At 47.1% G+C, this 24,591-nt stretch carries 23 protein-coding genes; 13 read left to right on the top strand and 10 right to left on the bottom strand.

Going from position 1 to position 24,591, the window contains the following annotated elements; genetic code table 11:
- Positions 1 to 431 precede the first annotated feature (431 nt).
- A complete protein-coding gene (locus ACE1CM_RS11895; RefSeq protein WP_374877683.1) occupies positions 432 to 947 on the bottom strand; it encodes a hypothetical protein in 516 nt (171 codons plus the stop codon).
- A gap of 159 nt (positions 948 to 1,106) precedes the next feature.
- On the opposite strand from ACE1CM_RS11895, the gene ACE1CM_RS11890 reads away from it, so the two are divergent.
- From ACE1CM_RS11890 to ACE1CM_RS11875, 4 genes are all read left to right on the top strand, one after another.
- A complete protein-coding gene (locus ACE1CM_RS11890) occupies positions 1,107 to 1,436 on the top strand; it encodes a hypothetical protein (protein ID WP_374877682.1) in 330 nt (109 codons plus the stop codon).
- 333 nt (positions 1,437 to 1,769) lie between these two features.
- The gene (locus ACE1CM_RS11885) at positions 1,770 to 2,039 is read left to right on the top strand and encodes a hypothetical protein (protein WP_374877681.1); all 270 of its coding nucleotides are present in this window, start codon (positions 1,770 to 1,772) and stop codon (positions 2,037 to 2,039) included.
- A gap of 79 nt (positions 2,040 to 2,118) precedes the next feature.
- The gene (locus ACE1CM_RS11880; RefSeq protein ID WP_374877680.1) at positions 2,119 to 2,337 is read left to right on the top strand and encodes a hypothetical protein; all 219 of its coding nucleotides are present in this window, start codon (positions 2,119 to 2,121) and stop codon (positions 2,335 to 2,337) included.
- Positions 2,338 to 2,549: 212 nt separating this feature from the next.
- The gene (locus ACE1CM_RS11875) at positions 2,550 to 5,468 is read left to right on the top strand and encodes a family 10 glycosylhydrolase (protein ID WP_374877679.1); all 2,919 of its coding nucleotides are present in this window, start codon (positions 2,550 to 2,552) and stop codon (positions 5,466 to 5,468) included.
- Here the strand turns inward: ACE1CM_RS11875 and ACE1CM_RS11870 are convergent.
- The 6 genes from ACE1CM_RS11870 to ACE1CM_RS11845 form a co-directional block, all read right to left on the bottom strand.
- Complete coding sequence (locus ACE1CM_RS11870) at positions 5,452 to 5,880, bottom strand: type II toxin-antitoxin system HigA family antitoxin (protein WP_374877678.1); 429 nt, start codon at positions 5,878 to 5,880, stop codon at positions 5,452 to 5,454. The genes ACE1CM_RS11875 and ACE1CM_RS11870 overlap by 17 nt on opposite strands.
- On the bottom strand, positions 5,861 to 5,986 hold the full coding sequence (locus ACE1CM_RS11865; RefSeq protein WP_374877685.1) for a type II toxin-antitoxin system HigB family toxin: 126 nt from the start codon (positions 5,984 to 5,986) through the stop codon (positions 5,861 to 5,863). The genes ACE1CM_RS11870 and ACE1CM_RS11865 overlap by 20 nt, the downstream gene beginning before the upstream one ends.
- A 184-nt stretch (positions 5,987 to 6,170) precedes the next feature.
- A complete protein-coding gene (locus ACE1CM_RS11860; protein WP_374877677.1) occupies positions 6,171 to 6,767 on the bottom strand; it encodes a hypothetical protein in 597 nt (198 codons plus the stop codon).
- Positions 6,768 to 7,052: 285 nt separating this feature from the next.
- Entirely contained in the window at positions 7,053 to 12,089 is a 5,037-nt protein-coding gene (locus ACE1CM_RS11855) for an FG-GAP-like repeat-containing protein (protein WP_374877676.1), read from the bottom strand.
- A 134-nt stretch (positions 12,090 to 12,223) separates the two neighbouring features.
- Positions 12,224 to 13,279 (bottom strand): FG-GAP repeat domain-containing protein, encoded by a 1,056-nt coding sequence (locus tag ACE1CM_RS11850; RefSeq protein ID WP_374877675.1) that lies wholly within the window; start codon positions 13,277 to 13,279, stop codon positions 12,224 to 12,226.
- Between the two features lie 90 nt (positions 13,280 to 13,369).
- Entirely contained in the window at positions 13,370 to 13,909 is a 540-nt protein-coding gene (locus tag ACE1CM_RS11845) for a DUF4347 domain-containing protein (protein ID WP_374877674.1), read from the bottom strand.
- A gap of 523 nt (positions 13,910 to 14,432) precedes the next feature.
- Between ACE1CM_RS11845 and ACE1CM_RS11840 the strand changes: the two genes are divergently transcribed.
- Together ACE1CM_RS11840 and ACE1CM_RS11835 are read left to right on the top strand one after the other, a co-directional pair.
- Complete coding sequence (locus ACE1CM_RS11840) at positions 14,433 to 14,825, top strand: metal-sensing transcriptional repressor (protein WP_374877673.1); 393 nt, start codon at positions 14,433 to 14,435, stop codon at positions 14,823 to 14,825.
- Between the two features lie 33 nt (positions 14,826 to 14,858).
- Positions 14,859 to 15,119 carry a hypothetical protein gene (locus tag ACE1CM_RS11835; protein ID WP_374877672.1) on the top strand — a complete coding sequence of 87 codons (261 nt, stop codon included), beginning with the start codon at positions 14,859 to 14,861 and terminating at the stop codon, positions 15,117 to 15,119.
- A gap of 269 nt (positions 15,120 to 15,388) precedes the next feature.
- On the opposite strand, the gene ACE1CM_RS11830 is transcribed toward ACE1CM_RS11835, so the two are convergent.
- Together ACE1CM_RS11830 and ACE1CM_RS11825 are read right to left on the bottom strand one after the other, a co-directional pair.
- On the bottom strand, positions 15,389 to 16,168 hold the full coding sequence (locus ACE1CM_RS11830) for a hypothetical protein (RefSeq protein WP_374877671.1): 780 nt from the start codon (positions 16,166 to 16,168) through the stop codon (positions 15,389 to 15,391).
- A 49-nt stretch (positions 16,169 to 16,217) separates the two neighbouring features.
- Positions 16,218 to 16,877, bottom strand: a complete 660-nt coding sequence (locus ACE1CM_RS11825; RefSeq protein ID WP_374877670.1) for an NAD(P)H-binding protein — start codon at positions 16,875 to 16,877, stop codon at positions 16,218 to 16,220.
- 184 nt (positions 16,878 to 17,061) lie between these two features.
- Here ACE1CM_RS11825 and ACE1CM_RS11820 point away from each other — a divergent pair, with 184 nt between their 5' ends.
- Entirely contained in the window at positions 17,062 to 17,742 is a 681-nt protein-coding gene (locus ACE1CM_RS11820; protein ID WP_374877669.1) for a DUF1997 domain-containing protein, read from the top strand.
- Positions 17,743 to 17,890: 148 nt separating this feature from the next.
- On the opposite strand, the gene ACE1CM_RS11815 is transcribed toward ACE1CM_RS11820, so the two are convergent.
- Positions 17,891 to 18,361, bottom strand: a complete 471-nt coding sequence (locus ACE1CM_RS11815; protein WP_374877668.1) for a DUF4079 domain-containing protein — start codon at positions 18,359 to 18,361, stop codon at positions 17,891 to 17,893.
- 165 nt (positions 18,362 to 18,526) lie between these two features.
- Here ACE1CM_RS11815 and ACE1CM_RS11810 point away from each other — a divergent pair, with 165 nt between their 5' ends.
- From ACE1CM_RS11810 to ACE1CM_RS11785, 6 genes are all read left to right on the top strand, one after another.
- Positions 18,527 to 20,005, top strand: coding sequence for an ankyrin repeat domain-containing protein (locus tag ACE1CM_RS11810; RefSeq protein WP_374877667.1), 1,479 nt, complete (start codon positions 18,527 to 18,529; stop codon positions 20,003 to 20,005).
- Between the two features lie 71 nt (positions 20,006 to 20,076).
- Positions 20,077 to 22,338 carry a sugar phosphate nucleotidyltransferase gene (locus tag ACE1CM_RS11805; protein ID WP_374877666.1) on the top strand — a complete coding sequence of 754 codons (2,262 nt, stop codon included), beginning with the start codon at positions 20,077 to 20,079 and terminating at the stop codon, positions 22,336 to 22,338.
- Between the two features lie 6 nt (positions 22,339 to 22,344).
- Positions 22,345 to 22,680 (top strand): hypothetical protein, encoded by a 336-nt coding sequence (locus ACE1CM_RS11800; protein WP_374877665.1) that lies wholly within the window; start codon positions 22,345 to 22,347, stop codon positions 22,678 to 22,680.
- 293 nt (positions 22,681 to 22,973) lie between these two features.
- Complete coding sequence (locus ACE1CM_RS11795) at positions 22,974 to 23,999, top strand: response regulator (protein ID WP_374877664.1); 1,026 nt, start codon at positions 22,974 to 22,976, stop codon at positions 23,997 to 23,999.
- Positions 24,000 to 24,083: 84 nt separating this feature from the next.
- Positions 24,084 to 24,326, top strand: a complete 243-nt coding sequence (locus tag ACE1CM_RS11790; RefSeq protein ID WP_374877663.1) for a hypothetical protein — start codon at positions 24,084 to 24,086, stop codon at positions 24,324 to 24,326.
- A 13-nt stretch (positions 24,327 to 24,339) separates the two neighbouring features.
- Entirely contained in the window at positions 24,340 to 24,591 is a 252-nt protein-coding gene (locus ACE1CM_RS11785; RefSeq protein ID WP_374877662.1) for a DUF4258 domain-containing protein, read from the top strand.

The following is a 24,591-nucleotide window of genomic DNA, read 5'->3' as shown; positions in this document are numbered from 1 at the left end:
GCAATCCGAAGCTAGCAGATCGAATCCTCAGTGCTTTGAAAGCTGGCGGAATCTCTGCCTTTGAGCAAGTCCTTAACCATCCCGCTGCGAGTTTCGTCATCGGTGCGTTGGCAGATTGGAAGGAAAGTAAGGGAAGTTAATGCTTGGTTATATGATGGCAGGCTTATTACCCATAATATAAATGGGTGCATCACCAGGATTACCCACAATCATCAGCCGGGACACGGCAGGATTAAAGTTATCTGTTTGTCCGAGATATCTATGATGCCGTGTCCCTACGCAACGACAGAGTGAAGTTTTTTTATTATGGGCAATTCAACGGACATGATATTAGTTATCAATGACATTAAAGACATAGACACGCCCCAATCCTGCGGCGGTCTTTTTTGATTGAGCTGGTGGGCGATCGCTCCAAAGTTCTGGTTTGATCGCTACTTGCCCTCAAAACTAACTTTCACTACCTTCCAAGCAGTTTGCGATCCAATTTTGCCGCTTTTTACGAATGCAAAGCTGCCACGGGTAAATGTGCGATCGCTCCCCCTAACCGTCGGCTTTACTCCAATGAGTTGCTTCACCTGCTCTGTTGTCAACAACCACCCTTTCTCAGCAGCTTTCTCCAGTTCCTCCAGTGCTTGCAGCGGTTCTGGGGGGTTGGGGGTGGGTGCGATCGCTTCCACCAATTTAGTCAATTCCGCAACAATCAGCGATGTGTCGCTTTGATTCTTGGAGGTCTCGATTCCAAAATTAGATAAAGTCCCGCCTTTTTTTAGGTGTTCGTCTAGCTTATCCATCTGGTTCAGTTGCTCAGCTGATATTCTTCCCCACCCCACGGGTTTAATATTCAAAGCCTTCAGCCGGTCATATACTGATTGCCTGCTGCTTAGTCCGTAGCGTTCTCGCAGGCCGCTGATAAGATAAAGGTCTTTGTCTTTGTCTTTTTCTGCCATTTCCGGTTAAGCGTGAATTTAGAAGCTTCCAGTAATTTACTAGACAATTTTGGTTCGTCCTGCTATTATGAAGCGTACAAGGAATCGCGCCGTATAGAGGATCTGGTCCATCCCCTACACGACGACTACCCCCTAAACACCGTAGGAGGCTAAATCATCATGACAAATTTTGACACAGGATGGGGAACAGTACTAATTTCCCTGCCGCCATTGGTTTATTCTCAAACTCTAGGCTTCGTGCCAGGAGTTGGCGACACTTTGCCGTCGGTTATTCCTGGTGTGGGCAATCTGCCAGTTCCCTCTGATGGCTATGAAGTTGTGAGGGTAATGGTTTTTGGCTCACATTATGGAGTCAATTACACAATTCGTTGGCTTTACAGACTCCAGTTTGCTCAGGTGAGCGAGTGGAGTTTTCTTATGCCTGCGCCCAATCGGGGCGAAGTCATGAGCATTGTGACTAAGCGAATCCCGCTCGGTCGCACTAGCTGATCTGTCTTGGATCTGAGAACTCGCACCAGTCGCAATAACCCGCTGTGGGAATAAATTCCCACAGCGAGCAGCTTAAGTCCTCTTAAGAGGACTAAACCCTGACATGGGATGGATTTCAGTCGATTAAAATCGACTTGAGCTATTAGCCCGGAACTTGAGTTCCGGGCGGGTTTTGAGACTTATTGAGAATGGTGCCAGATCTCAATTGGATCAAACTTGGTAACAACGAAAGTAGCAGCAGTGCTGGCGATAGTCTAAGCGTGTATCGGCTAGCGATATGCCGACCGCACGCGCAAGGGACGCCAGTTTGTTAGGATAAATAGAGGAATAACAATGACAAACAGCAACGGCCCTAACGGCAACACGCCCCAACCCGACCGGATAGGAGAGCTAGAGGGATTCGTCGAGGCTTTGGACTTGTCTATTGAAAACCTTGAGGGCAGAACCGATGCTCTGGAGGACAGAACCGAGGTTTTGGAGGGCAAAACTAACATCACCGAAGATCGGCTAGCAAGACTTACCGAGCGAGTCACAGAATTAGAGGAGCAGGTAAAAAATATCTACGGTGATGAAGATGACTGGGAGCGAATGTCTAACACTTAAAGAGCGCACCGAAAGGCGTCTAGCAAGAACTTTTCAAGTGCAAGAGAAAACCAGGCTCCTGCAAGAGAAAACCAAGCTCATGGAAGAAAAGTTCGAGGCCACCAAGGAGCGCTGGGACAAACTCAACACCGAAAGCGCTCTCTCGCGCCACCGGAGGTCACCACTGTGGGAATTTGTTGACGATTTGGTACATCGACCGCCCAATCAAGAACAGATGCGCCAACTTAAAGAACTGCTCTTAGAAGAACACAAAGCGATCGCTCAACTCATCGCCCTAATCGACAAGCACCTAGAGTAGATGTGTGCCACGGTGAAATTGTCCAGTGATATCCAGTGAGTTGCTAGAGTTTGTTTTGTGCAAATCAGCCATCAACCCTAGCTTGCCAAGATCCCGCCTTAAGCCCCCCAAGGCATTAGGGGGTTGGGGGGGATCGATGCGTAAGTCCTGTTAGAGCAGATCAACTCGCGCAATGTAAAAATATGTACTTGGTGCTGGATGAGGAGTGAGGCGTGAGGAGCGATAAAAATAAAGCAATTGCAAAAGCCAAACAAATCAAAGTTTGTTTTTCGTTTCTTTTGCCGATTGCTGTTTTACTGATACCCGGAAGCGCGATCGCTCAACAAGCAAGACTAGGGGTAGTCAGAAGTCAAGAAAATTCGACCCAATGGGGAGGAATTACCAACCGCCTCAACGCCAGCGGCGTTCCCTATTGCGTAGTTGACTTGCAAAATATCAGATCCGAGACAGATTTAGCAGGACCAGCGGTGCTATTTTTGCCCAACGTGGAAACTTTAACCCAGGAACAAGCGATCGCTCTAGAAGCGTGGATGAGCAAAGGCGGTCGCGTTATCGTCTCAGGTCCAGTAGGAAACCTTTCCGCTCCCGGCGTGCGCCAACTATTGCGAAGTATGCTGGGCGCTTACTGGGCGTTTCCCCTCTCCGAACCTACTATGGTACAGCCTTTGCGTACCCGCACCCAAGAATGGGTGACTCGCGACCTCGCTGGGACAATCTACGGCGGCGTTGTGGTTCCCACCGGGTTAAACAGCCAAACCGCAGCCACTTGGAGCGGTCCCGATACCCCACCCGCCGTTGTCACCACCAACCGCACGACCTTTTTTGGTTGGCGCTGGGGCGTGGATACAGTGGCCTCCCCAACACTCGATCTAAGCTGGCTAAAAGCAGCTATGAGCCGTTACGGCAATCGTCCAGGGGGGGGGACGACCGTTGCCAGTCAGGGCGCTTCTAGCGGCAACTGCGTGCCTCCGGGAGCGATCGCCAGAGCTGCTGCCACCCCCAGACAATCCCCTCAAACCCCAACCAGAATACTCGGAACGGGGTCTTTTATTGAGGCAGGGGGGCAGGGGAGCAGGGGGGCAGAGGTGCAGGGGAGCAGGGGGGCAGGGGAGCAGGTGAGCAGGGGAGCAGGGGGGCAGGGGAGAGTTGCTAGTCCTCAGTCGCCCGTTTCTAATGTGCAACAGGGGACGCCAACTCGGGAAAGGGTGACTCGACAAACGCCTGCACCCACTGCTGGGAGAAGGAACGATCCGACGCAAGAGGTGGCGGCGGCGGGAATTCCGTTTAGACCGGGGGGGCAAAGAATTAGTCCGCCCGAAGCGATCGCCATGCGCCAAGAGTTAGAAAATCTAATTGGTCGGGTGGAAAGCGCCCTTTTAGCCGCCAATACCGCTAACCGTGGTGCAGCTAGGGTAGCTGAGGCGCAGGGAAGTACTGGGAAAAGTGATGATAATTCATTTTTTATACCCCCTACGACGTCTGTTGCAACGGTTGCTTCTACTGTTTCACTTAGCACGCAACCTTCCCCACCCGCTGCGATTCAATCCGCACGAGAATTACTGCAAAATTTACCCCGATTAATTGCTAATCGAGACTACGCTAATGCTCGCCAACAATGGCTGCAAGCGCGTCAAAATTTATGGAATCTTTATCCCATCGATCGTCCTAACGCTCAAGCGGAAATTCGGGCGATTTGGCTCGACCGTGGTTCTATTATTGAAGCAGGTTCAGAACAGGGATTAGCGAGAATTTTTGACCAACTGGCGGCGGCGGGAATTAATACAGTTTTCTTTGAAACCGTTAACGCCGGATATCCCATTTATCCCTCACAAGTTGCACCTGAACAAAACCCGCTCGTTAAAGGTTGGGACCCGTTAGCATCTGCGGTTAAATTAGCCCATGCGCGGGGAATGGAATTGCACGCTTGGGTGTGGACATTTGCCACAGGCAACCAAATTCACAATACTATTGTGGGACAACCTGCGAATTATCTTGGTCCGGTTCTTACAGCTAATCCCAGTTGGGCGAATTATGATAATCGGGGGAATATTATTCCGATTGGACAAACGAAGCCGTTTTTAGATCCGGCGAATCCAGAAGTGCGGCAATATTTAATGCGATTGTTTGAAGAAATAGTCACTCGCTATAACGTGGATGGACTGCAACTCGATTACATTCGCTATCCGTTTCAAGACCCTGGGGCGGGTAGGATATACGGTTATGGTAGGGCGGCGCGCCAGCAATTTCAACAGCAATATGGCGTCGATCCGATACGGATTTCGCCGCGCGATCGCACCCGCTGGCAACAATGGACAGAATTCCGCACCACCCAAATCAATTCCTTTGTCGCCGAAGTTTCCCAAATGCTGCGCCAGCGTCGATCTAATCTCATTTTATCCGTCGCAGTTTTCGGCTATCCAGAACAAGAACGCATTCAAAAATTACAGCAAAATTGGGAAGTTTGGGCGCGACAAGGCGATGTAGATTTAATCGTCCCCATGACCTATGCTCCCGATACCAATCGCTTCCAACAATTAGCACAACCTTGGCTCACCAATACCAATTTAGGCTCTAGTTTGATATCGCCGGGAATCTATTTATTGAGATTACCCGAACTGGGAACCCTCGATCAAATTCAGTTAGTAAGAGATCTGCCAAGCGGCGGTTACTCTTTATTTGCCTTAGAACATTTCGGCAACAACTTGCAAGCAATCCTCAGTCGCACCCAAGGAATCAGACCAGGAAATACAAAAGAACCGATTCCTTTCCGCGAACCTTTCGCCGCCGCTGCTGCGCGTTTTGGTAGCTTATCCCAAGAATGGAATTTTCTGCTAGATACCAATCAACTGCGATTGGAAATAGCTCGTTCAAATTGGACTAGCAAAACGGAAGAACTTGCAACAGCTTTGAATAAGTTAGCGCAAGAACCAAACGCCAGTAATTTTGCAGCAGCAAGGCAATCTTTAACAACCTTTCGCACCCAGTTTCCCATGTGGATGAGCTTGCATACAACGCAAAATTGGTATCAAGTTCAAACCTGGGAAAATCGGTTATTGAGTATGGAAAGACTGCTTTATTATGGAGAACGGATTTTGATAAATCGGCAAAATACACCTAACGCTCAACAGTAGGCGATCGCATCTCAAAGAAAGCAGCAGGAGAGATATGAAAAAAATCGGCGAGATTGCGAATATGCTCGACTGTAAGCTGGCGCTGACCGTTTAGCACTGCGGATACAATAGATTCAGTTTTAAAGATAGGAACTAAATCTTTTTGTCGCAGATCGAATTCATCTATTAAAGCTTTGAGTAACTCGACTCCAAAAATATCGGGTATGGTTTCGTGTTTTTGTTCGTATTCGTAGACTAGAGTACCCAAAACATTGAGATAATCTTGTTCGTCTGGTGTTAATTCTTCTCGATCGATCAGCGCGTCTATTACTTTTTGAGTTGCTAGTAATTCCTCCTCAGAATTGATCGGACGAGGCGGAAAGGTTTTGAGTAATTCTATATAAGCGCTCGTGCTACCTGTACCACTGGTCATTTTTCCAGTCCTCTTTGTCATATTCTGCATGGGTGAGGACATGACGGATAAAAACTTTTTGATATTTGTAATCTACCAAAGTAATAAGTCGATAGGCAACAGTCAGAATATTTTACGCTTAATAAGTATAAAAATTTACGCTAAACTTGCCTCAAAATCGCTCAGTATTTCAGGGGGAGATCGGAAGGGCAAATGCCGTTCTTCATAAGGCTTTGGGGGCGCTTGTCGCCCCCTGAACAATGAAGCACATCCTCAGCAATAATTTCTGTTTTAGAGCAGTCTAGTAAAGCTCAATCGTTTCTTTCCATATGCATCCGCTTTCTCTTCATTAGCCCCGCTAAACCTAAAAAACTCAGTGCCACAACGGTGCTAGGCTCAGCAACCGATGATACAGGTTCCGGTAATTGTTCAACTGTAAATAATCCACTGGTTCCCACCCCACCTTTATCCTTAATGCCGACTGCGACTCCTCTACCACTAATGAAATCATTTCCTGCATCTGAAGTTGTTTGTAAAATCGTGTTTCCATCTAGTGTTGAAGTTGAGCGAAAATTAAAATTCGCAAAATCACTCAAATCAAAACTAAACGAAACTAAATTGCTTAAATTATGAGTAAAAGCAGGGATTGAAAACACAACATTTGCGCCAAAATTAGTTCCAGTAAAAATTGCTTGAAATTCTGTTACTTCATCTAAGGTTATCAAACCACTGAAATCATTGTCTAATGCCGTAAATGAACCGCTCACATTACCGCTGCCCGCTCCCGCCACATCACCGTCAGGGAAAAAGAATGAAAAAGTGGCAGCTTGAATAGGATTAGCTTGCATTGCCGAAAAACCCAATGTCACTCCTGCAATTGCCAACTTTAGTTTTTGACAGAACTTCACTTTATTTTTCTCCTTTTTATAAACACTAACAATTAACAATAGGCAGATATTGCCTAACTAATGCTTATTATTTTACAATAAAATCAGTGAATTACAACCAAATTGATAAAAAAATTATTATTAACTTTCTGCAATCAACGAAGAACGGAGCGATCGCTTGTCATTTTTGGATGAAAGAGCGCGATCGCTGTTAGACGTTCCTTTTATTTCAGGTTTTATAATTGCAGACTTCAGATTGCAGATTTAAATCTAAAATCTGCAATCTTAAACCTCAAATCTGCAATCCTAAACAAAATCCTCCTGTCCGATTTGATTAGATCCAATTCCAGTTAAAATCGCCAAAACTTCCCCGCTACTTTTCACGCTAATCGTGGTGTCGTTGTTGTTTTGGCTAATGGCTAATTCTGAGAAAATTAGACCTCCAGCTAACCCTAGCAAATCCTCACCATCGCTAAAATCAGCGATCGCATCCACTCCCCAACCAGCTGTGATTGTAAATACATCCTCTCCTTTCCCACCATGCAACCAATCATTTCCCACTCCGCCGATAATGGTGTCATTATCTTTACCGCCATAGAGCGTATCATCCCCTAGTTCGCCATTGAGAGTATCCTTGCCTTGATTGCCAAATAGCAAGTCATTGCCAATCCCGCCGCAGATTTCGTCATCTTCACTGCCTCCGTAAGCGGTATCATTTCCATCACCACCGCAGAGACTATCGTTGCCGCGATCGCCCGCTAACCAATCATCTCGCTCATCCCCAAAAACAATGTCATCGTTTTGACCGCCGCGCACCGTATCATTACCTTCATCACCGAACAAAGTATCGTCGCCGATGTTGCCAGATAGAGCATCATCGCCGCTGCCTCCGAACTGTAAATCTTTACCAGTGAGGCCATAGACGATATCGTTGCCTTGGTCGCCGCTTAAGATATCGTCGCCCTTGTCGCCAAAGAGTATGTCATCATCTTTACCGCCACGGGCGAAATCGTTGCCTTGACCAGCCCAGATGATATCGTTGCCCGTATTACCGTGGATATAGTCGTCGCCTTTGTTACCGCTGAGGAGGTCGTTGCCGGAATCGCCGAGAATGTAATCGCGATCGCTACCTCCAAAAACTATGTCATCATCAGCACCGCCAATCAGGTTATCCTTACCTGGTTTGCCAAAGATCCAATCGTTACCGCCAAATCCATTCAACGCATCGCCCGCATCCGTACCAATAAGGATATCGTCCAAATCGCTACCATCTTGCGTTGCATCAACGGGATTGGGAGTAGTATCGACACCGGGGATATTATCAGAATCGGGACGGATAATGGTTTTGCAGAAGCAATCCGGGACGGGGTTAGTGACGTTTAAATTGAACGAAGCAAAGGTACTCTCATTTGCCGAATCGGTAGCTTTTATCAGCACAGTCATCTTACCAACATCGCTATTGGTTGGAATGCCGACAAAAGTGCGAGTAATTGGGTTAAAACTTAACCAATTGGGCAAAGAATTGCTATTCCCGTTTGTGGCGGTATAAGTGAGAGAATCGCCGCTATCGATATCGCTGAAAGTATCCGCAGCGAAGGTAAAGTTATACAGACTATTGATAGCAGCAGTTTGGTTAATTGGGATGGAAGCATTGACAAAAGGCGCGTCATTGACTGAGTTAACGGTAAGGTTAACCGTCGCAGGTGATAAGGCATAAGTTGTGCCATCAAATCCATTCCAATTAAAACTGGTATTGCCATTCCAGTTAGGATTTGGAGTAAAGCGGAGATTGCTTAATTCAGCAACGGGAATTTCTTGATTGACAGTGACATTGGCGTCGATCAGTTTCAGTAACCCGTTGTTGGGGAGAGAAGTAACTTGGATTTTGGTGAGATTATCCCCGTTGGTATCGCTGAATTTGCTGGTAAAATCAGCGGCTTTGAAAATAAGATTGGTATCTTCATCGCCTGATATATTCAGATTGCCGACAGTGGGCAGAATATTGGTGTCGTTGGCGAGAATTGTTAGAGTTGCAGTATTCTGACCACCAATTGTGAGATTCCCACTGGGATTAACTAAAGTCAGGGTGAGGGTTTCATCTTCTTCAAGCAAATTATCGTCATTGATGGGAATCGTGACAATTTTACTCGTTTCGCCGCTGGCAAAGTTAATCGTTTGAATCGTATTGTCGAAATCTGTTCCAGTTGCAAACGGTTGAGTTCCACCCGTTGCAGTACCGTTAGTTAACTGAACTTGCACGCTACCAGAACTTGCAGTATCTCCTGTGCGGTTGATAGTAATCGCTGCACCAACAACCGTACCGTTTTCGTTAACTTGATAGGTGGGTTGAGAGAATTGGACGCCAACTGGGTCGTTATCTGCGATGGTTAGAGTTGCAGTTGGTTGACTCTGATTCAAGAAGGCGGAGATGTTGCCAGGAAAAAGTGCCGGAATTGTCACTACATCGGGTTGCCCATCCTGGTTAAAGTCTCCTGAAGCCATATAAGAGGCAACAGACCACGCTTTAAAGCTAGTCGCTTTGTCAAAAGTGCCATCTCCCCGGCCTAATAGTATTGATACATTCCCACCAGGATCGGGGGCATCTGTCGCTGTCCCTATGTCTAATTTCCCATCGCCGTTGAAGTCTTCCACGACTATGGAAACGGGATTAAACTCGGCTTTATAGTCGGTAGCAGGATTAAAAGTAGCATCTCCCTTGTTTAATAGGACGGAGACGGTGTCGGAGGTAAAATTCGCCGTTGCTAAGTCGAGGAATCCATCATTGTTGAAATCTCCTGCACCAACGGATAAACCAACCTCAGAGGAAGATCCGACTGAAAAGTTGCTACCTTTTTCAAAAGTGCCATCTCCGTTGCTCAATAGGATGGAGATATTATTGGAATTAAACTTCTGCGTCACTAAGTCGAATTTTCCATCTTTGTTTAAGTCCGCCGCGACGCCGGAAAAGAAACTAGACCCGAAGTCAGATTTAATCGGCGGGCTAAAGTTGCCCGTCCCCGTACCCAGCTGGACGTAAAGGTAAGGCGCTGATGGCCCTCCTGTTGCTATGTCCAGGTGTCCGTCACCGTTAAAATCCCCCTTGGTAATGGCACCGGCAGAAGTTGGCTGTGAAAAGTAGGTAGGCTGGTCAAAACTACCATCTCCGTTACCCAATAGCAGTGAGAAACCTTTGTCGGGAAAGGTGGAATTTACCGTCCCTATGTCGGCGAACCCATCTTCGTTGAAATCCCCCACAGTGAAGGCTGAGGAATTAGGCTCAAATCCTTGACCCTTGACAAAACTGCCATCTCCCTGCCCCAACAGTATCCAGCTAGAGTTACTTCCTCTTCCTGCTATGTCGAGGAACCCATCATTGTTGAAGTCCGCGACAGCGGTTTGTTTGGCAGGAGTGTCGAGGGGAAAACTGGGGGCGGCGGTAAACTGAGGCACAGCGTTACCAGATGCCAAACGATACCCCGTACCTGCTTCTAAAGTTATTCCAACCGTTTCATTTGGATCGATCGCATTGTCATCAACAGGTGCGACATTTAAAGTAGCGGTAGTGGCTCCGGCAGAAATCGTAAAGCTAGTATTGGTAACCGCACTAATATTAGAACCCGCGACAATTTGGTAATCGGTGGTAGGGGTGGCGGCTTTTTCCCCAGTAGCAACGCTGTAATTTACCGTTAAACCCCCAATTGGTGCAGGTTGAGTCAAAGTAATCGTAAAAGTGCCGTTAGCTGGACCCGACTCGCTAGGATTAGCACCAGCAGCTATATTGACCGCCGTTGGCAGGTTATCTTCAATTTTCAGACTGGCAGTGGTTTGATTGTTATTCACCAAGACGGAAACGTTATTCGAGTCTCTGTTCGCCGTTGCTAAGTCTTCTTTCCCATCTCGGTTAAAGTCCCCCACAGCCATCGAAGAAGGACGATTCCCAACGGAAAAGTTAGTGGACGGGTTAAAACTGCCATCTCCCTCGCCCAATAGGACGGAGACTTTGCCAGACGAGGAAAAGAACCCCCCATTCGATGCCGCTAAGTCGAGGAATCCATCCCCGTTAAAGTCCCCGACGGTAATCAAGTTGGCAGGATTCTCGATCGTAAACTCGGTCGCCTTGCCAAAACTACCCTTCCCCGTACCTAATACGACGAAAACGGTGCCGAAGCCAGGAAATCCACCACCACCAAAACTCGTGACTGTCGCTAAGTCCAGATGTCCGTCGCCGTTGAAGTCACCCACCGCGACGGATTTGGAATAAGACCCAGCAACAAATTCGCCACCATTGACAAAACTGCCATCTCCGTTACCTAATAGCAGTCGGGCTGAACTACGTTCTACCGTTACTAAGTCAAGAAAGCCATCCTCGTTAAAGTCACCTGAAGCGATCGCAGCGTCAGGATGGAGAGCAATCAACTCTTTCAAGGGAGCCAGGACAAAACTACCATCTCCCCTGCCCAATTGCACCAAGTTATTTTGGAAATCCGGCGCTACAAAGTCAGACTTTCCATCATTATTGAAATCCCCCACCACCAGAAAACGGGCAATACTACGTACTGAAACATTGGTCGCCTCGCCAAAACTGCCATCTCCGTTACCCAACAGCAGCGAGATCCCTTGAGAGTTTTGCGTTAATAAGTCCAGGTTTCCGTCGCCGTTGAAGTCTTCCACAGCGACAGTAAACGCACCGTCCTTAACAGGAAATATCTTCTCTTTGCCAAAGCTGCCATCTCCATTGCCCAACAACACCGCAACACCAGAAGCATTTGCTGTCACTAAGTCGAATTGTCCGTCATTGTTCAAATCCCCAACGGCAACAGAAAGAGGATTAGACCCAGCAGAAAAGTTACTGGCAGGGGTAAATTCAGCCCAAGCACCGTCACTAGCGCCCAGACTGTAACCAGTTCCGGGTACAAGGTTAACTCGTACCTTTTCCTCACTTAATTCAATTACCCCATCATCCACTGGTTTTACAGCTAAGGTGGCGCTAGTGACTCCTGCTGCAATGGTGAATGTGTTATTTCCAATTGCAGTAATATTGGTGCTGGCAACCAGGTCAAACGTATAATCTGCGGGGATATTCGCCGTACTGCCAGTGGTATTGAAATTAACCGGAACTGGAGCATTAGTAGGCGCGTTGATCGTAATATTAAACGTGCCGTTTGTTGACCCAAATTCCCTGGGGTTAGTGCCAGCAGAAATATTAATCATCGGGTCGTTATCGGTAATCGTCAAACTGGCATTATTTGCCGCCCCAACGGTGTAACCCGTACCCGCTGCTAAAGTAATTCCCACTGTTTCATTCGGGTCAACAACTGCATCGTTGACGGGAGCAACTTTCAAGATAGCGTTAGTAACTCCCGCAGCAATAGTAAAGCTGGTGGAAGTAACCGCACTGATATTTGCACCACCAACAAGTTGGTAATCCGTTGTGGGTGTAGCGGAATTTCCCCCTGTCGCAAGGTTGTAATTGACGGTTAAACCTTTACCACGGGATTATCTAGGGTAATTAAAAATGTCCCATCGCTGGAATTCAACTCGCTGGCATTCGCACCCCTAGCAATTGTGACGGTGTAATTGCTAGGGGTGGTATTCAACAACACCGAAACATTGCCGGTCAAATTCGCCGTCGCAATGTCTGGTTTTCCGTCATTGTTGACATCAAAAGACGCGACAAAAAAGGCAGGGTTTCCAACAGAAAATTGAGTAGCAAAGCCAAAACTGCCCGTCCCCGTACCCAACAAGACGGAGACGTTGCCGGGAAACAGGTTTAGTACCACTAGGTCGAGAACCCCATCCCGGTCAAAGTCCTCCACAGCTATGGATCTGGCTAGAATTCCTACCGGAAAGCTGGTGGGACTGCCAAAACTGCCACCTCCCGTACCCAAGAGGACAGAAACGAAGTCGCCTGGTAAAAAATTGGAACGCTGTAATGTTGCTAGGTCAGCTTTGCCGTCACCGTTGAAATCCCCAATGGCAACAGAAAAGGGATCGCCCCCTACTGAAAAGTTGGCGGGACTGCCAAAACTGCCATCTCCATTGTTGAGTAAAACGGAGATGTTGCCAGATACCGTGGCTAAGTCGAGTTTCCCATCCCCGTTTAAATCCCCTACAGCGAGGGTTCCTACCCCGCCCCCGACTACAAAGTTAGTGGGAGTGTCAAAAGTGGCATTTCCTTTGTTTAATAGCACCGAGATAGTATTGCCTGCTGTTAATGCTATGTCAGGAAAGCCATCCCCGTTAAAATCCCCGGTGGCAACAAAACTAGAAGAACCAACCCCTGGAAGTTTGGTTGCAGTATTAAAAGTACCATTTCCATTACCTAATAACACTGAGGGAGATCCAGCGGTAGCTAAGTCGATTTTTCCATCGCCGTTGAAGTCTGCCGCCGCAATGGATTGGACACCATCAAATGCCGGAAATTTGGTAGCTGTGCCAAATTTGCCATCTCCCGTCCCCAGTAGGATGGAGACGTTGCCCTCGTTGTTTCCCGTTGCTAAGTCGAGGAAACCATCTTGGTTGAAGTCCTTCAAAACGATGGAACGGGGAACAGTTCCTCCTACTGTAAAGTTGGTCGCCTTACCGAAGGAGGCGAGAAGAACGCCTGGGTACGCATTGCATACTTATGGTAAAAATGCAAGGGGACTGGCAATATTTCCCAGTCGGTGTTCTAGATGCCAGGTTCCGCCTTGAAAGGCGTTCCCGACTCGGTTTGCTCTTGCGGCGATGTTCGCACCTGTGAGTTGGTGGAGGCGGTGCAGGAAACCTCTCCCCCCCTGCCCCCCTCCCCTGCGAGGGGAGGGGGGTGTAGAGGTGTCGATTGTCGCTAGTAGCCCCCTCTCATTGCAGGAGAGGGGGTTGGGGGTGAGGTCGGCTGCAACGCTGCAGGCGTATAAAAGAATATCGGTTACTTGCCACTTTTGTAGCTGGTGGCGATATTGTTCTAAATTTGACCAATCGATCGGGGTTTTTCCCAGATACAAAGTTCCCGGTTCGCCGTGACAAACAATGTGGAGGCTGTCACTGGGATATTCCCTTAACGCGGCGGTTATTTGAGCGATCGCATCCCCATCCTGCTCAATAATAATCACTTTTGCACCACTGCAAACTCCGGTTGCTAAGCTTTGGTATGCTTGCACCCTGGTGTCTATTGCTACTAACATCGCTAACTCCTTTGACGTTATTTATTTGTTATTTGTCACGACGATGCACCTTCAATCCCCTATGGGAATAACTCAGGAATAGAGCTGAAATTTATGTGTTTGCTGAATGCTTTTTTCTAAAGATTTGTTAACTCTAAGCCAGAGCTTACTCAATGAGTTAATCGATTTATACTACATAAAAGCTACAAAAGAGCAATGATCGATTAAAATAAATCTAAGCTGAGTACAATTGCCTGCCAAAATTAATAATTAAAAGGGCTTGTGGCATAGTTAGGGTTAACATTCAATGGTTGTGGCGAGGGAACGAACGCCGAGCGATCGCTTTAGCAATTCATTTGCCACTATTCTGGGGGAGGGAAGTTTTTAGGCAAGGGCGTTCCTAGAAACCGGGTTTCTTGTTGCGATCGCTCGTTCCCATAAACGATGTTTCATAGAAACCCGGTTTCTGTGCGTAAGCCCTGAATCAAATGCTTGAACCCAACCCATAGGGTATAATCTATAAAAGGTATGCTGTAATTAAAAAATGGTTCAATCTAAAAAAGAAATTTTACCGGCTTCCCAGAGCGATAAATTTATCCTAGAAGAAGACACAGACCATATCCATCACAGTCACTCCCACTCAGAGGGACAAGAAAGCCATTCTCACGTCCACAGCGAAGAATCCCTGCGCCGCATTGTCAATCGCTTATCTCGTATCGAAGGACACATCCGGGGAGTCAAGACAATGGTACAGGAGAGCAAACCCTGTCCCGACGTGCTAGTACAGATAGCCGCTGTGCGGGGCGCGTTAGATCGGGTAGCGCGTATGATTCTGGACGAACATTTAACCGAGTGCATCGCCCGCGCTGCCAAAGAAGGCAATATGGAAGCAGAGATCGAACAGTTAAAGGCGGCTTTGGATCGGTTTTTGCCTTGAATTATCCAGAGGGAGAAGGATTTCAGGGAATTTTTGGCAAAATGTCCGGAAAGCAATCGCATCGTAGAGAAAGAAGTATTCAGTAGATGCACCCTGATTTTTTCACCCCCGGCTAGAGATAGTTGGGGTTTTTTGTTTCTCACTCAGAAATTTGGCGCAAAACATCCGGAAACCGTACGCATCGTCGAGAAAGACTTATTCAGTAGATGCACCCTAATATTCATCACCCCAGCTAGAGATAGCTGGGGTTTTTTATTTGCCGGATTTACCCAAATCGCCCAAAAAACTGGGTAGGGAAATTTCGCCAAAGTATCCGGATGGTTATAGCAATCAGTGGAAGAAGTATTTAGTAGATGCACCCTGACAATTATTAACCCCGGCTAGAGATAGCTGGGGTTTTTTTTCAGGACTTACGGACGACGAGAAAAGAAACCCGGTTTCTTCGTTGATCTATGGTTGCCAAACCAAAGATTTCTCGGATCGCCCTTAGTTTCTTGGCGTAAGTCCTGTTTTTATCTGGCATTTAGGCAAAAAACAAAGAAACTGGGTTTGTGACGCGGCTACTATTTTCTTCTCGTCCTATTTTCGTTGGAGATACCTGGTTTCTGGATAAGACCAGATGGAGATTGACCCAGTTCTTCTTTAAGCATTCGTTCGTATATTTCTGGCAAGTGTTTGCTCATAGAATTGGTTTCGATGCCGTATCCTAGACTTGTCCAAGTACCGGAAAGCATTCGCAATACTGAACGTACTTTTCCCTGACGTAACATTTGGGGAATATCGGCATTCCAGTAGTTGCGATCGCTTAACCAATCATGAACCACCCGATCCTGATATTCTGGCTCAAAGCTATAAGATCTCCACAACAATATCCCCGTCGGTCTAGGATGATACCGGCGCGACATTTTACTCCAGGTTTTATTCAGAAACTGATACCGCCCCGCCGCTGTGGAACAATTACCTTTATTAGGCCCAACGGGGATGGTGATGCATCGATTTGGATGGCGGTTGAGATGGCGGACATACCTACCACCGTAAAGCACGTGGTAAGGACGAGCATAGTTGGACTCGCTTGCCGAAATCGTCCGCATCAAGGCGCGAATGTAAGGATCGCCGCCCTGCATCGCCAAAGGCATTGTACCGCGCAAGCCAGTAATGCGGGCAGGAGGAGCGAGCCAATCTGGCATATAACGCATTATCAATCCTTCCACCTCTTGCCAATTCTGGATGGCAACGGTGAGTCCCAACGCGGCGATAGTAGCCACTAGGAGCTTTTTACGACGACTTGAATCGGGGGATTTCTCTTCCCCTGATACCTGAGAGGGCGGCGATGTATCTACCAAATTGAGAACTCCTGCATCGACTCAAGGAAAAACACTGACCTACAAGCAATCAAGCTACATTAGCAAACAAGTCCTGCCAGCTTTTTTCCGCAGCTTCTGGCTTGGCGACAATTTCTACTATTTTATTTTTAGCCTCCGCCTGAAACAATGCTTCGACGCAGACTTGCGCGACTTTGGTGCGGGGTATACTGCCGTCAAACAGGGTGTCAGCGGCAGACATCACAACTGGGTTGGTATTATCCTCATTTTTCAGCCCGCCCGGTCGCACTATCGTGTAAGTCAAACCACTTTTGGCGAGATACTCCTCAGCTTGTTTCTTCCACACCAAAATTAGCCAGAACAAATTCAGCGGGTGAAATAGCAGGGAGGTACACAAGGAGGTAACCAAGACAAAATGCTCAATTCCCTTCGCTTTGGCTGCATTTACCAGATTTTTAGTCCCTTCGTAGTCTACTTGGTACGGCCCGGTTGGGTCAAAACTCGGTTTCGCACCCGTGGCGCACAGCAGTACGGTGCTATCGCCTATGGCAATACTCAGGGTATCTGGTTTGAGGACATCGCCTAGCACTAACTCGGCCTCCGCAGGTAAAATTTCTCTAGCTTTGTCCGCATCCCGCACTAAAGCACGCACGGGAATCTGACGCTTGACTAACTCTTGTACGATGCGGCGACCCGTCTCGCCTGTTGCCCCTGCTACAAATGCTTTCATGGGATCGGTTACCCTGGTTAAACTAGGAATTTTAACGTTTTCTTTAATTTAGTTTAAATATTTCATGAACTAAAAGGAGGAAGTTTTGTTGTTATGGTTAAGATTTGCAGTCAGGTTGTAACAATTGAAACTGGGAAGGGAATATTTAAAATAACATGAGGACAACTCGCGCAGGTATGCGTCTATGCAATCAAACTACAGCGATTATCCAACAATTGAAGTTACTAACAGGCTTGTGGATGGGATGCCGCCTTTTGCCAATCCTGATAATTTAATAGCAGAAACAGATGGGATGCAGCCGGTACGCTTTCACGGGCAGTTTGAAGATTGCATGGAAATGTATGCTGATGTTGGGACGGTTGCCGAATATCTCAACGCTCACCCGGAATGGTTTAGACGCTGCGCCCACCCAATGATGGCGCAACCACTCGGTAACAATGGCTACGCTTTAACTATCGGACCCTTCGGTTCTTTCGGATATGAGGTAGAACCGAAAATTGGCTTGGAGTTGCTGCCCCCCGATCGAGGGGTTTATCGCATCCTGACTATACCCGTCCCGGATTACGTCGCTCCGGGGTATGATGTTGATTTTAATGCCGCGATGCAGTTGACAGAAGCGACGATTGATGCATCGGTAGGTTGTCCGGGGGATGTGACGCGGGTAGAGTGGCAGTTGGATCTGGTGGTGGCTATTCAGTTTCCCCGGTTTATTTATCGCTTGCCGATGTCTTTGATTCAAAGTACCGGCACTAGCTTACTCCGCCAAATCGTCCGACAAGTCTCCCACCGCTTGACTCACAAGGTACAGCAAGACTTTCATTCCAGCTTGGGTTTACCAATGCCGCGCAAAAAGGGTAATAGGTAATGGCTAATTGCTAATGGCTAATTGCTAATGGGTAGCTTAATAGCTCTGCCAGTCTGATCGCGCGCCACCGAACTGTTAGGAAAGTGTCCGTGTTAAGTATATCTACTAGCAATTAGCAATTAGCCATTAGCCATTACCCATTACCGCATTACATTTTGCTAATAATTCTTTGCAGGATTTCCAATCCGGAGACTGCCTGCCAACCAAACAATCCCAACAGGCTGATATTCAGGACAATGTGGGTGTAACGCGCCCAATCTTGTCCTTTTTGCATGTAGGGAGAAAGCGCGGCAGAAATCGAAATCAGTCCGGTCATGCTTAATCCAACCAGCAGGTGAGGTCCAACAAACAGCTTACCGTTGTTGATGTAGGTAACCCCCATAGCGCCTATGGTGCCGAGAACCATTAAAGCAAACAGGAGCGATCCAATCTGGTAATGCTTGAGGTTGAACTTGCCTTGGATCAGCTGTTTGCGGGCGTCCCCTTCGGCAGTTCTGGTGCGTCGGACTTGAATCCCTAAGTATAGGGCATAAATCGATAAGCCTAGCAGCACCCACATCAACAGCGGGTGACCGAATTGACTCCAAGTTTTAATCGAGGCGGGGATTTCCAAGTTCATAGGACTGGGGTCGTCAGGTGAGGAACTTTAATAAAAGTTAGCATAAAAACACGTTTCTACATCTATGAGACGATGACAAAACCATCACAAAGCATCTCGGTGAACTTCTCAAAGTGCTGATTTGGCGCTAAGTTGTCAATGCTGAGGATGGAACGAGGAGCAGGCATGACCTCCACGAAAGATAAGGATGTCTTATTGAGAAGGGCGGCTCAAAGTGGTGACATGCATCAGGTACAAGTGCTACTTGCCCAGGGTGCTGATGTCAATGCAACGGGGCGAGATGGCACGACGGCTTTGATGTTTGCTGCCCAAAATGGGTATACCGCGATCGCGCGCTTGTTACTAGATGCTGGGGCAAATGTTAATCAACCCAAAAAACGGTTTGGCACTACGGCTTTGATGATAGCGGCAGCGGCAAATTGCGTTGAAATCGGGCAAATTTTGCTGAATTGGGGTGCGGATGTCAATGCTACAAATGAGGATGGCAACACGGCGCTGATGGCAGCATCGCTGCGGGGTTATGTCGATGTGGTGCAACTTTTGCTTTCCGCTGGTGCAGAGGTGAATAGCAGGAATAAGGACGATAATACAGCCTTGCACTTGGCAGCAGAACAGGGTCATATCGACGTTTTGGCAGCGTTACTCTCTGGCGGTGCAGACGCGAACAAACTCAGCGGCGGTGAAACGGCACTCACCCTCTCTGTGGCAGTTGGTAACGTCGTTGCGGTGCGGCTGTTGTTAGAGCATGGGGCAAACGTAGATACTAGAACGGGTGATGGCAGAACTGCTCTGATGCAGGCAGGGGAATCTGGGGATTTAGCGATCGCTCAAATGTTCCTCGCTTGGGGTGCAAATGTCAATGCCCAAGATGGGGAAGGCGAAACTGCTTTAACCCTAGCATCGGACCTTGGTCATGTAGATTTAGTGCGAAGTCTTCTAGAAGCAGGTGCTGATGTCAATATTAAAAACCAAGATGGGTGGACAGCTTTAATGGCAGCGGCGGCCGAAGGTTACGTGCCGATTGTGACGGCTTTACTGGACAAAAATGCTGATATTAACGCCAAAGATAACGATGGGGAAACAGCTTTACACCTTGCTATTGCCGAAGGTCACGATCGCGTGGTAAATCTCTTGCTCAACCGGGGGGCTGATATCGCAGCGAGGAATAATCTGGGCGATACCCCTTTGCTACTCGCAGCTTTGCAAGACCGCAGTACCATTGTGGCAGCGTTGCGGCAAAAAGGAGCTGACTGCAATGCTAAAAACATGGGTGAAACGGCTTTAACTGTGGCAGCATCTGAGGGATTTGTGGATACTGTTATGGCGCTGTTGAATGCGGGGTGCGATCCCAATGTGGCGGCGGATGATGGGCAAACTGCTTTAATTAAAGCCAGCGATCGCGGTTACACAAATATCATGCAGGTATTATTAGCGAACGGTGCTAATGTGAATTTTCCAGACTCTTTTGGTTCAACTGCTTTAATCTGTGCAGCTACTCGCGGTAATGCCCCAGCTGTAAAACTTTTGCTCGATGCTGGTGCAGATGTCAACATCGCCAACTTGAACGGCGATACGGCTGTGACAATTGCCCAATTAAACGGTTATCCGGATGTGGTGCAATTACTTTTGGCTGCTGGTACTTAATGCCAAAATGTGGGGGGTGGGGAAAAATAACCTACTTCCTACACCCAAGCTCAACCAAAAACTAATAACTAATGAATCTCATGAAAATTTTTGTTCCGGGACGCCTTTGTTTATTTGGAGAACATAGCGATTGGGCGGGTGGCTATCGCCGCATTAATCCCAATTTAGCAAAAGGCTACGCGCTATTAGTTGGCACGAATCAAGGACTTTATGCCGAAGTAAAACCCCATCCAACCCATCTGATTCTGCGCGCTTCCTTAAGTGATAGAACTCATCAAACCATATCCTTACCGATGTCAAGGCAGGTTTTGCTTGCCGAAGCCGAAAAAGGTGGTTTCTTCAGTTATGCTGCTGGCGTTGCTTATCAGTTTCTCACCCACTATCGCGTTGGCGGACTTGAAATTGATAATTACTTAACCGATTTACCAATTGGCAAAGGTTTATCTTCGAGTGCTGCTATTTGCGTTTTAATTGCTCGCGCTTTTAATCGCGTTTATGACTTAAAAATGACCGTTCGCGGCGAAATGGAGTTTGCCTATTTAGGCGAAATTACCACTTTTTCCCGCTGCGGCAGAATGGATCAAGCTTGTGCTTATGGCAGTCGCCCAATTTTGATGATTTTTGATGGCGATCGCATCGATGTCATTAAACTAAATGTACCCAAAGATTTATTCTTTGTTATCGTCGATCTCGGCGCGGGCAAAAACACCCAAGAAATCCTCAGCAATTTGAATCAATGCTATCCCTTTGCCACCAGCGAAGTCCAACAGAATGTCCAAAAATATTTAGGTTCTATCAGCGATCAAATTACCCAAGCAGCCGCTAACGCCCTGCAAAAAGGCGATGGGGAACAAATTGGCGCACTGATGAAAAAAGCTCAAGCCGAATTCGACCAATATTTAATCCCCGCTTCTCCCTCCCAATTAACTTCTCCCGTTTTGCATCAACTCCTGAATTATCAACCAATTCAACCTTATATTTTAGGCGGGAAAGGTGTCGGGTCCCAAGGCGATGGCACGGCGCAATTTATTGTAAAAGATGAGTCTATTCAGCAAAAAATTATAGAAATAATTGAGCGCGATTTTCCTCAGATGCAATGTTTGAAGCTGGCAATCAAAAGTAGTCTCAATTCTGAGAATTTACCTGTTGTGGCGGGCGGGCAAGATGCCCACCCCACAAGAGAACACCCCACAAGAGAAATAGAAAAGTATCCTTTAACTATCAATGTTGGCGGGCCAGATGCCCACCCCACAAGAGAACAAGATGCCCACCCCATAAGCGAAATACAAAATTATCCTTTAACTATCAATGTTGGCGGGCCAGATGCCCACCCCACAAGAGAACACCCCACAAGAGAAATACAAAATTATCCTTTAACTATCAATGTTGGCGGGCCAGATGCCCACCCCACAAGAGAACACCCCACAAGAGAAATACAAAAGTATCCGGCAAAAAAGAAGGTTCGCAAAGGTGTAATTCCGGCGGCTGGTTTTGGAACTCGCTTATTTCCAGCTACAAAAGCTGTCAAAAAAGAACTGTTTCCAATTATCGATCGGGAGGGGCGTGCGAAGCCGGTAATTCTGTCAATTGTGGAAGAATTGATCGGTGGGGGAATAGAAGAAATTGGGATAGTGGTACAAACATGCGATCGGGCACTTTTTGAGGAATTCTTTAAATCTCCACCTTCCCCCGAATTCTTCAACAAATTATCGCCCCAAAACCAAGAATACAGCCAATATCTCCAAGACTTAGGCAGCCGAGTCACAATTCTAACTCAAGAAGTTCAGTTAGGTTACGGTCATGCTGTATTTTGTGCCAAAGAATGGGTCAACAATGAGCCATTTTTACTATCGTTAGGTGACCACGTTTACTCATCCGATACGGATATTTCTTGTGCCGGACAAGTTATAAATATTTACGAAGAAATAGACCAAAGTGTTGTAGGATTAACAACGATGCCAGCAGAAATTATCCAAAAAGCTGGTTGCGTTACCGGAGTTTGGCAAGAATTAAACTCGATTATTTCATTGACTCAAGTTGCTGAAAAACCAACCGTTGAATATGCCCGCCAGCATTTGCGGGTAGAAGGAATGGCAGAGGATGAATTCTTATGTATTTTTGGTTTATATGTACTGACGCCAACAATTTTTGATTGTCTGTCAGAAGACATCAAAAATAATATCCGCTTCAAAGGTGAATTTCAGCTAACAACCTGTTTGGAAAAATTGCGACAAAAGGAGGGAATGACAGGCTATGTTGTTAAAGGAAAGTGTTTTGATACGGGAATGCCGGATGTTTATCGGCAAGCAATGATTGATTTTCGCAACAGTTAGCAGTCAATGAATTTACTAGATTTACTACCAAGCACAGTCTCTTTGGTCTTAGTCCCTATTTTATACGGATTGATTGCCGGAATAACAATCGGAGGATTCACTGCGTTGAGGATGCGGAAGATTTTAGTAATAATTTGGACAATTGTTGGGGCAATAATCGGGGTCTATATTGGCTCGGGAATTGGATATATTTTATTCAATATCGTGCATCCCAATCCAGACTTTATCGAGGGACTGGGTTTGATTATATTTTACTTGAATATCGGCATGTTAATCGGTTCTATTTCAGGGGCTGAAATTGGAATTATTATCTTTGAACGCTGGCGTCGTTCCAGGAGTTGATCCCCCCTGATAGCGGATTGCAGCCATAAAAGGTACACCTGAGTTTGTCAAGGGGGCATCCTTAAGTCCGCGCTTGACAAACTCAGCCTTCAGGCTATACCAAGACGAGGAAAGTTGCCAGAAACCCGGTTTCTGCGTTGACAACGATTTTTCTGAGAAACCGGGTTTCTTGGCGTAAGTCCTGCCGCTGTAAAATTCTTTGGTTGCTTTTGCCCTGGGGTTTATTAAACTGTAGGTAAGGCTCTTTATCTGCTGAAGTTTCTCTGTGCCGCTCTCAAGGGTGGAAGCGATTTATGAATGACGAGCTATTTAGACAGCATTTTCAAGGGATCCAGCGGCAAATTGCAGCACTGAAAGCGGAACAAGTTGCGGGTAATTGGGAGGAAATTACTGCTGCGCTTGAAGGTCTGCAACTAATTTATGAGGAGATGCAGACGAGTTTGGCAGTAGCCGATTTTGTTGAGGAGGAGCTTCTCCAGCAGCATCAGCGCATCAGTACACTCTATCAACAGTATTACGACTTGTTCAACTCTGCGCCGATCGGCTACTTGGTTACCGATGCCAATGGCTTAATTCTAGAAGCAAATCAAACGATCGCTCAATTGCTGAACGTGCCACACCCCTATCTGGCAGGGAAACCCCTCGCTGTGTACGTCGCACAGGGCGATCGCTCAACCTTTCGTACCAATCTGAATCGCCTTTCTCCAACCAGTGACATCCAAGTTTGGCAAATCAACCTATCTCCCCGAAACAGTGAGCCATTTGCAGCCGAATTGACTGTGGCGATCGCTCGCAATAACTCTGGTTTGATTGAATCTCTGCGAATTGGGGTGTACGATGTCAGCCGGGAACAGCAGACGCTGACTCAACCAGTCGAACCACAGAATCCCGAACCGATCCCAACAGCAGCAACGATGCCGATGCCTGCTCTGCCCCAGTCCCTAGACGGGTTGCAAGTTCTAATTGTAGATGATGAGGCGGATGCGCGTGAATTTATCGCCGCTGTTCTTTCGTCTCACGGGATTCGCGTCACTGCCGTCGCCACCGCAGCAGCGGCAATGGATGCACTAGAGCGATTTCGTCCCGATGTCCTGGTTAGCGACATTCGGATGCCTGATGACAATGGGTATAGTCTGATTCGCAAGATCCGCCAACTCGAAGCCCAAAAAGGCTGGCACATTCCGGCGGCTGCTCTGACAGCCTATGTGGTAGAAGATCGAGAAAAGGCACTCGCAGCTGGATTTGAATCCCATCTCCACAAGCTAGCTCAGCCAAGGGAGTTAGTTGAAATGGTAGCTCGGCTGGCGGGTCGAGTGTGAGTCTGAGATCCCCGACAACTTCTGCGAAGTCGGGGTTTTGTAGCGGAAAAACTAGGATCGAACTAGCAATAAAGGAGATCGATCGTGAGCAAAGAAGAACAACTACTCGAATATTGGCGGCAACTTTCTCCTGAAGCACAAGATCGAGTGCTGCAACTGGCACAAACCTTAAAACTTGAATCAGAGTTTGTGCCGCAAACTCCTCTGGCTAAGAAGCTATGGGAAATTCGTCAACAGGCGATCGCGGACGGGATGAAACTTCTCACAGAAGAAGAACTAGAAAAAGAACTCGCCGAACGACGAGGTGGCTGGCGAGAAGAAGACTAGCTGGCAGAAAACGATGGATTTTCAACTCTCTATCCATGCCCAAGAAGAACTTGTAGAAAGAGATATCCCTTTGCAAATTCTAGAGCTTGTACTTAATCAGCCCGAACAAGTTGTAGAGGAGGATAACTTAAAGGTGTATCAAGGACGATTTGAAGCCACTAACGGTAAAACCTACTTACTTAGAGCTTACGTTAACGATCGAGTTAATCCCATTAGAGTCGTGACAGTCTACAAAAATAGCAAAATTAACAAATATTTGCGGTAA

The organism is Microseira sp. BLCC-F43, assembly GCF_041929235.1.
Taxonomy (GTDB): domain Bacteria; phylum Cyanobacteriota; class Cyanobacteriia; order Cyanobacteriales; family Aerosakkonemataceae; genus Microseira.
Note: the sequence above shows the minus strand (reverse complement) of the source record. Positions and strands in the feature narration are given on the sequence as shown.

Bases quoted from the DNA above. Each gene is read 5' to 3' on its own strand.
- ACE1CM_RS11895 (WP_374877683.1), bottom strand. From the start codon at position 947: ATGGCAGAAAAAGACAAAGACAAAGACCTTTATCTTATCAGCGGCCTG.
- ACE1CM_RS11890 (WP_374877682.1), top strand. From the start codon at position 1,107: ATGACAAATTTTGACACAGGATGGGGAACAGTACTAATTTCCCTGCCG.
- ACE1CM_RS11885 (WP_374877681.1), top strand. From the start codon at position 1,770: ATGACAAACAGCAACGGCCCTAACGGCAACACGCCCCAACCCGACCGG.
- ACE1CM_RS11880 (WP_374877680.1), top strand. From the start codon at position 2,119: ATGGAAGAAAAGTTCGAGGCCACCAAGGAGCGCTGGGACAAACTCAAC.
- ACE1CM_RS11870 (WP_374877678.1), bottom strand. From the start codon at position 5,880: ATGACCAGTGGTACAGGTAGCACGAGCGCTTATATAGAATTACTCAAA.
- ACE1CM_RS11845 (WP_374877674.1), bottom strand. From the start codon at position 13,909: ATGTTAGTAGCAATAGACACCAGGGTGCAAGCATACCAAAGCTTAGCA.
- ACE1CM_RS11840 (WP_374877673.1), top strand. From the start codon at position 14,433: ATGGTTCAATCTAAAAAAGAAATTTTACCGGCTTCCCAGAGCGATAAA.
- ACE1CM_RS11825 (WP_374877670.1), bottom strand. From the start codon at position 16,877: ATGAAAGCATTTGTAGCAGGGGCAACAGGCGAGACGGGTCGCCGCATC.
- ACE1CM_RS11820 (WP_374877669.1), top strand. From the start codon at position 17,062: ATGCAATCAAACTACAGCGATTATCCAACAATTGAAGTTACTAACAGG.
- ACE1CM_RS11815 (WP_374877668.1), bottom strand. From the start codon at position 18,361: ATGAACTTGGAAATCCCCGCCTCGATTAAAACTTGGAGTCAATTCGGT.
- ACE1CM_RS11810 (WP_374877667.1), top strand. From the start codon at position 18,527: ATGACCTCCACGAAAGATAAGGATGTCTTATTGAGAAGGGCGGCTCAA.
- ACE1CM_RS11805 (WP_374877666.1), top strand. From the start codon at position 20,077: ATGAATCTCATGAAAATTTTTGTTCCGGGACGCCTTTGTTTATTTGGA.
- ACE1CM_RS11800 (WP_374877665.1), top strand. From the start codon at position 22,345: ATGAATTTACTAGATTTACTACCAAGCACAGTCTCTTTGGTCTTAGTC.
- ACE1CM_RS11795 (WP_374877664.1), top strand. From the start codon at position 22,974: ATGAATGACGAGCTATTTAGACAGCATTTTCAAGGGATCCAGCGGCAA.
- ACE1CM_RS11785 (WP_374877662.1), top strand. From the start codon at position 24,340: ATGGATTTTCAACTCTCTATCCATGCCCAAGAAGAACTTGTAGAAAGA.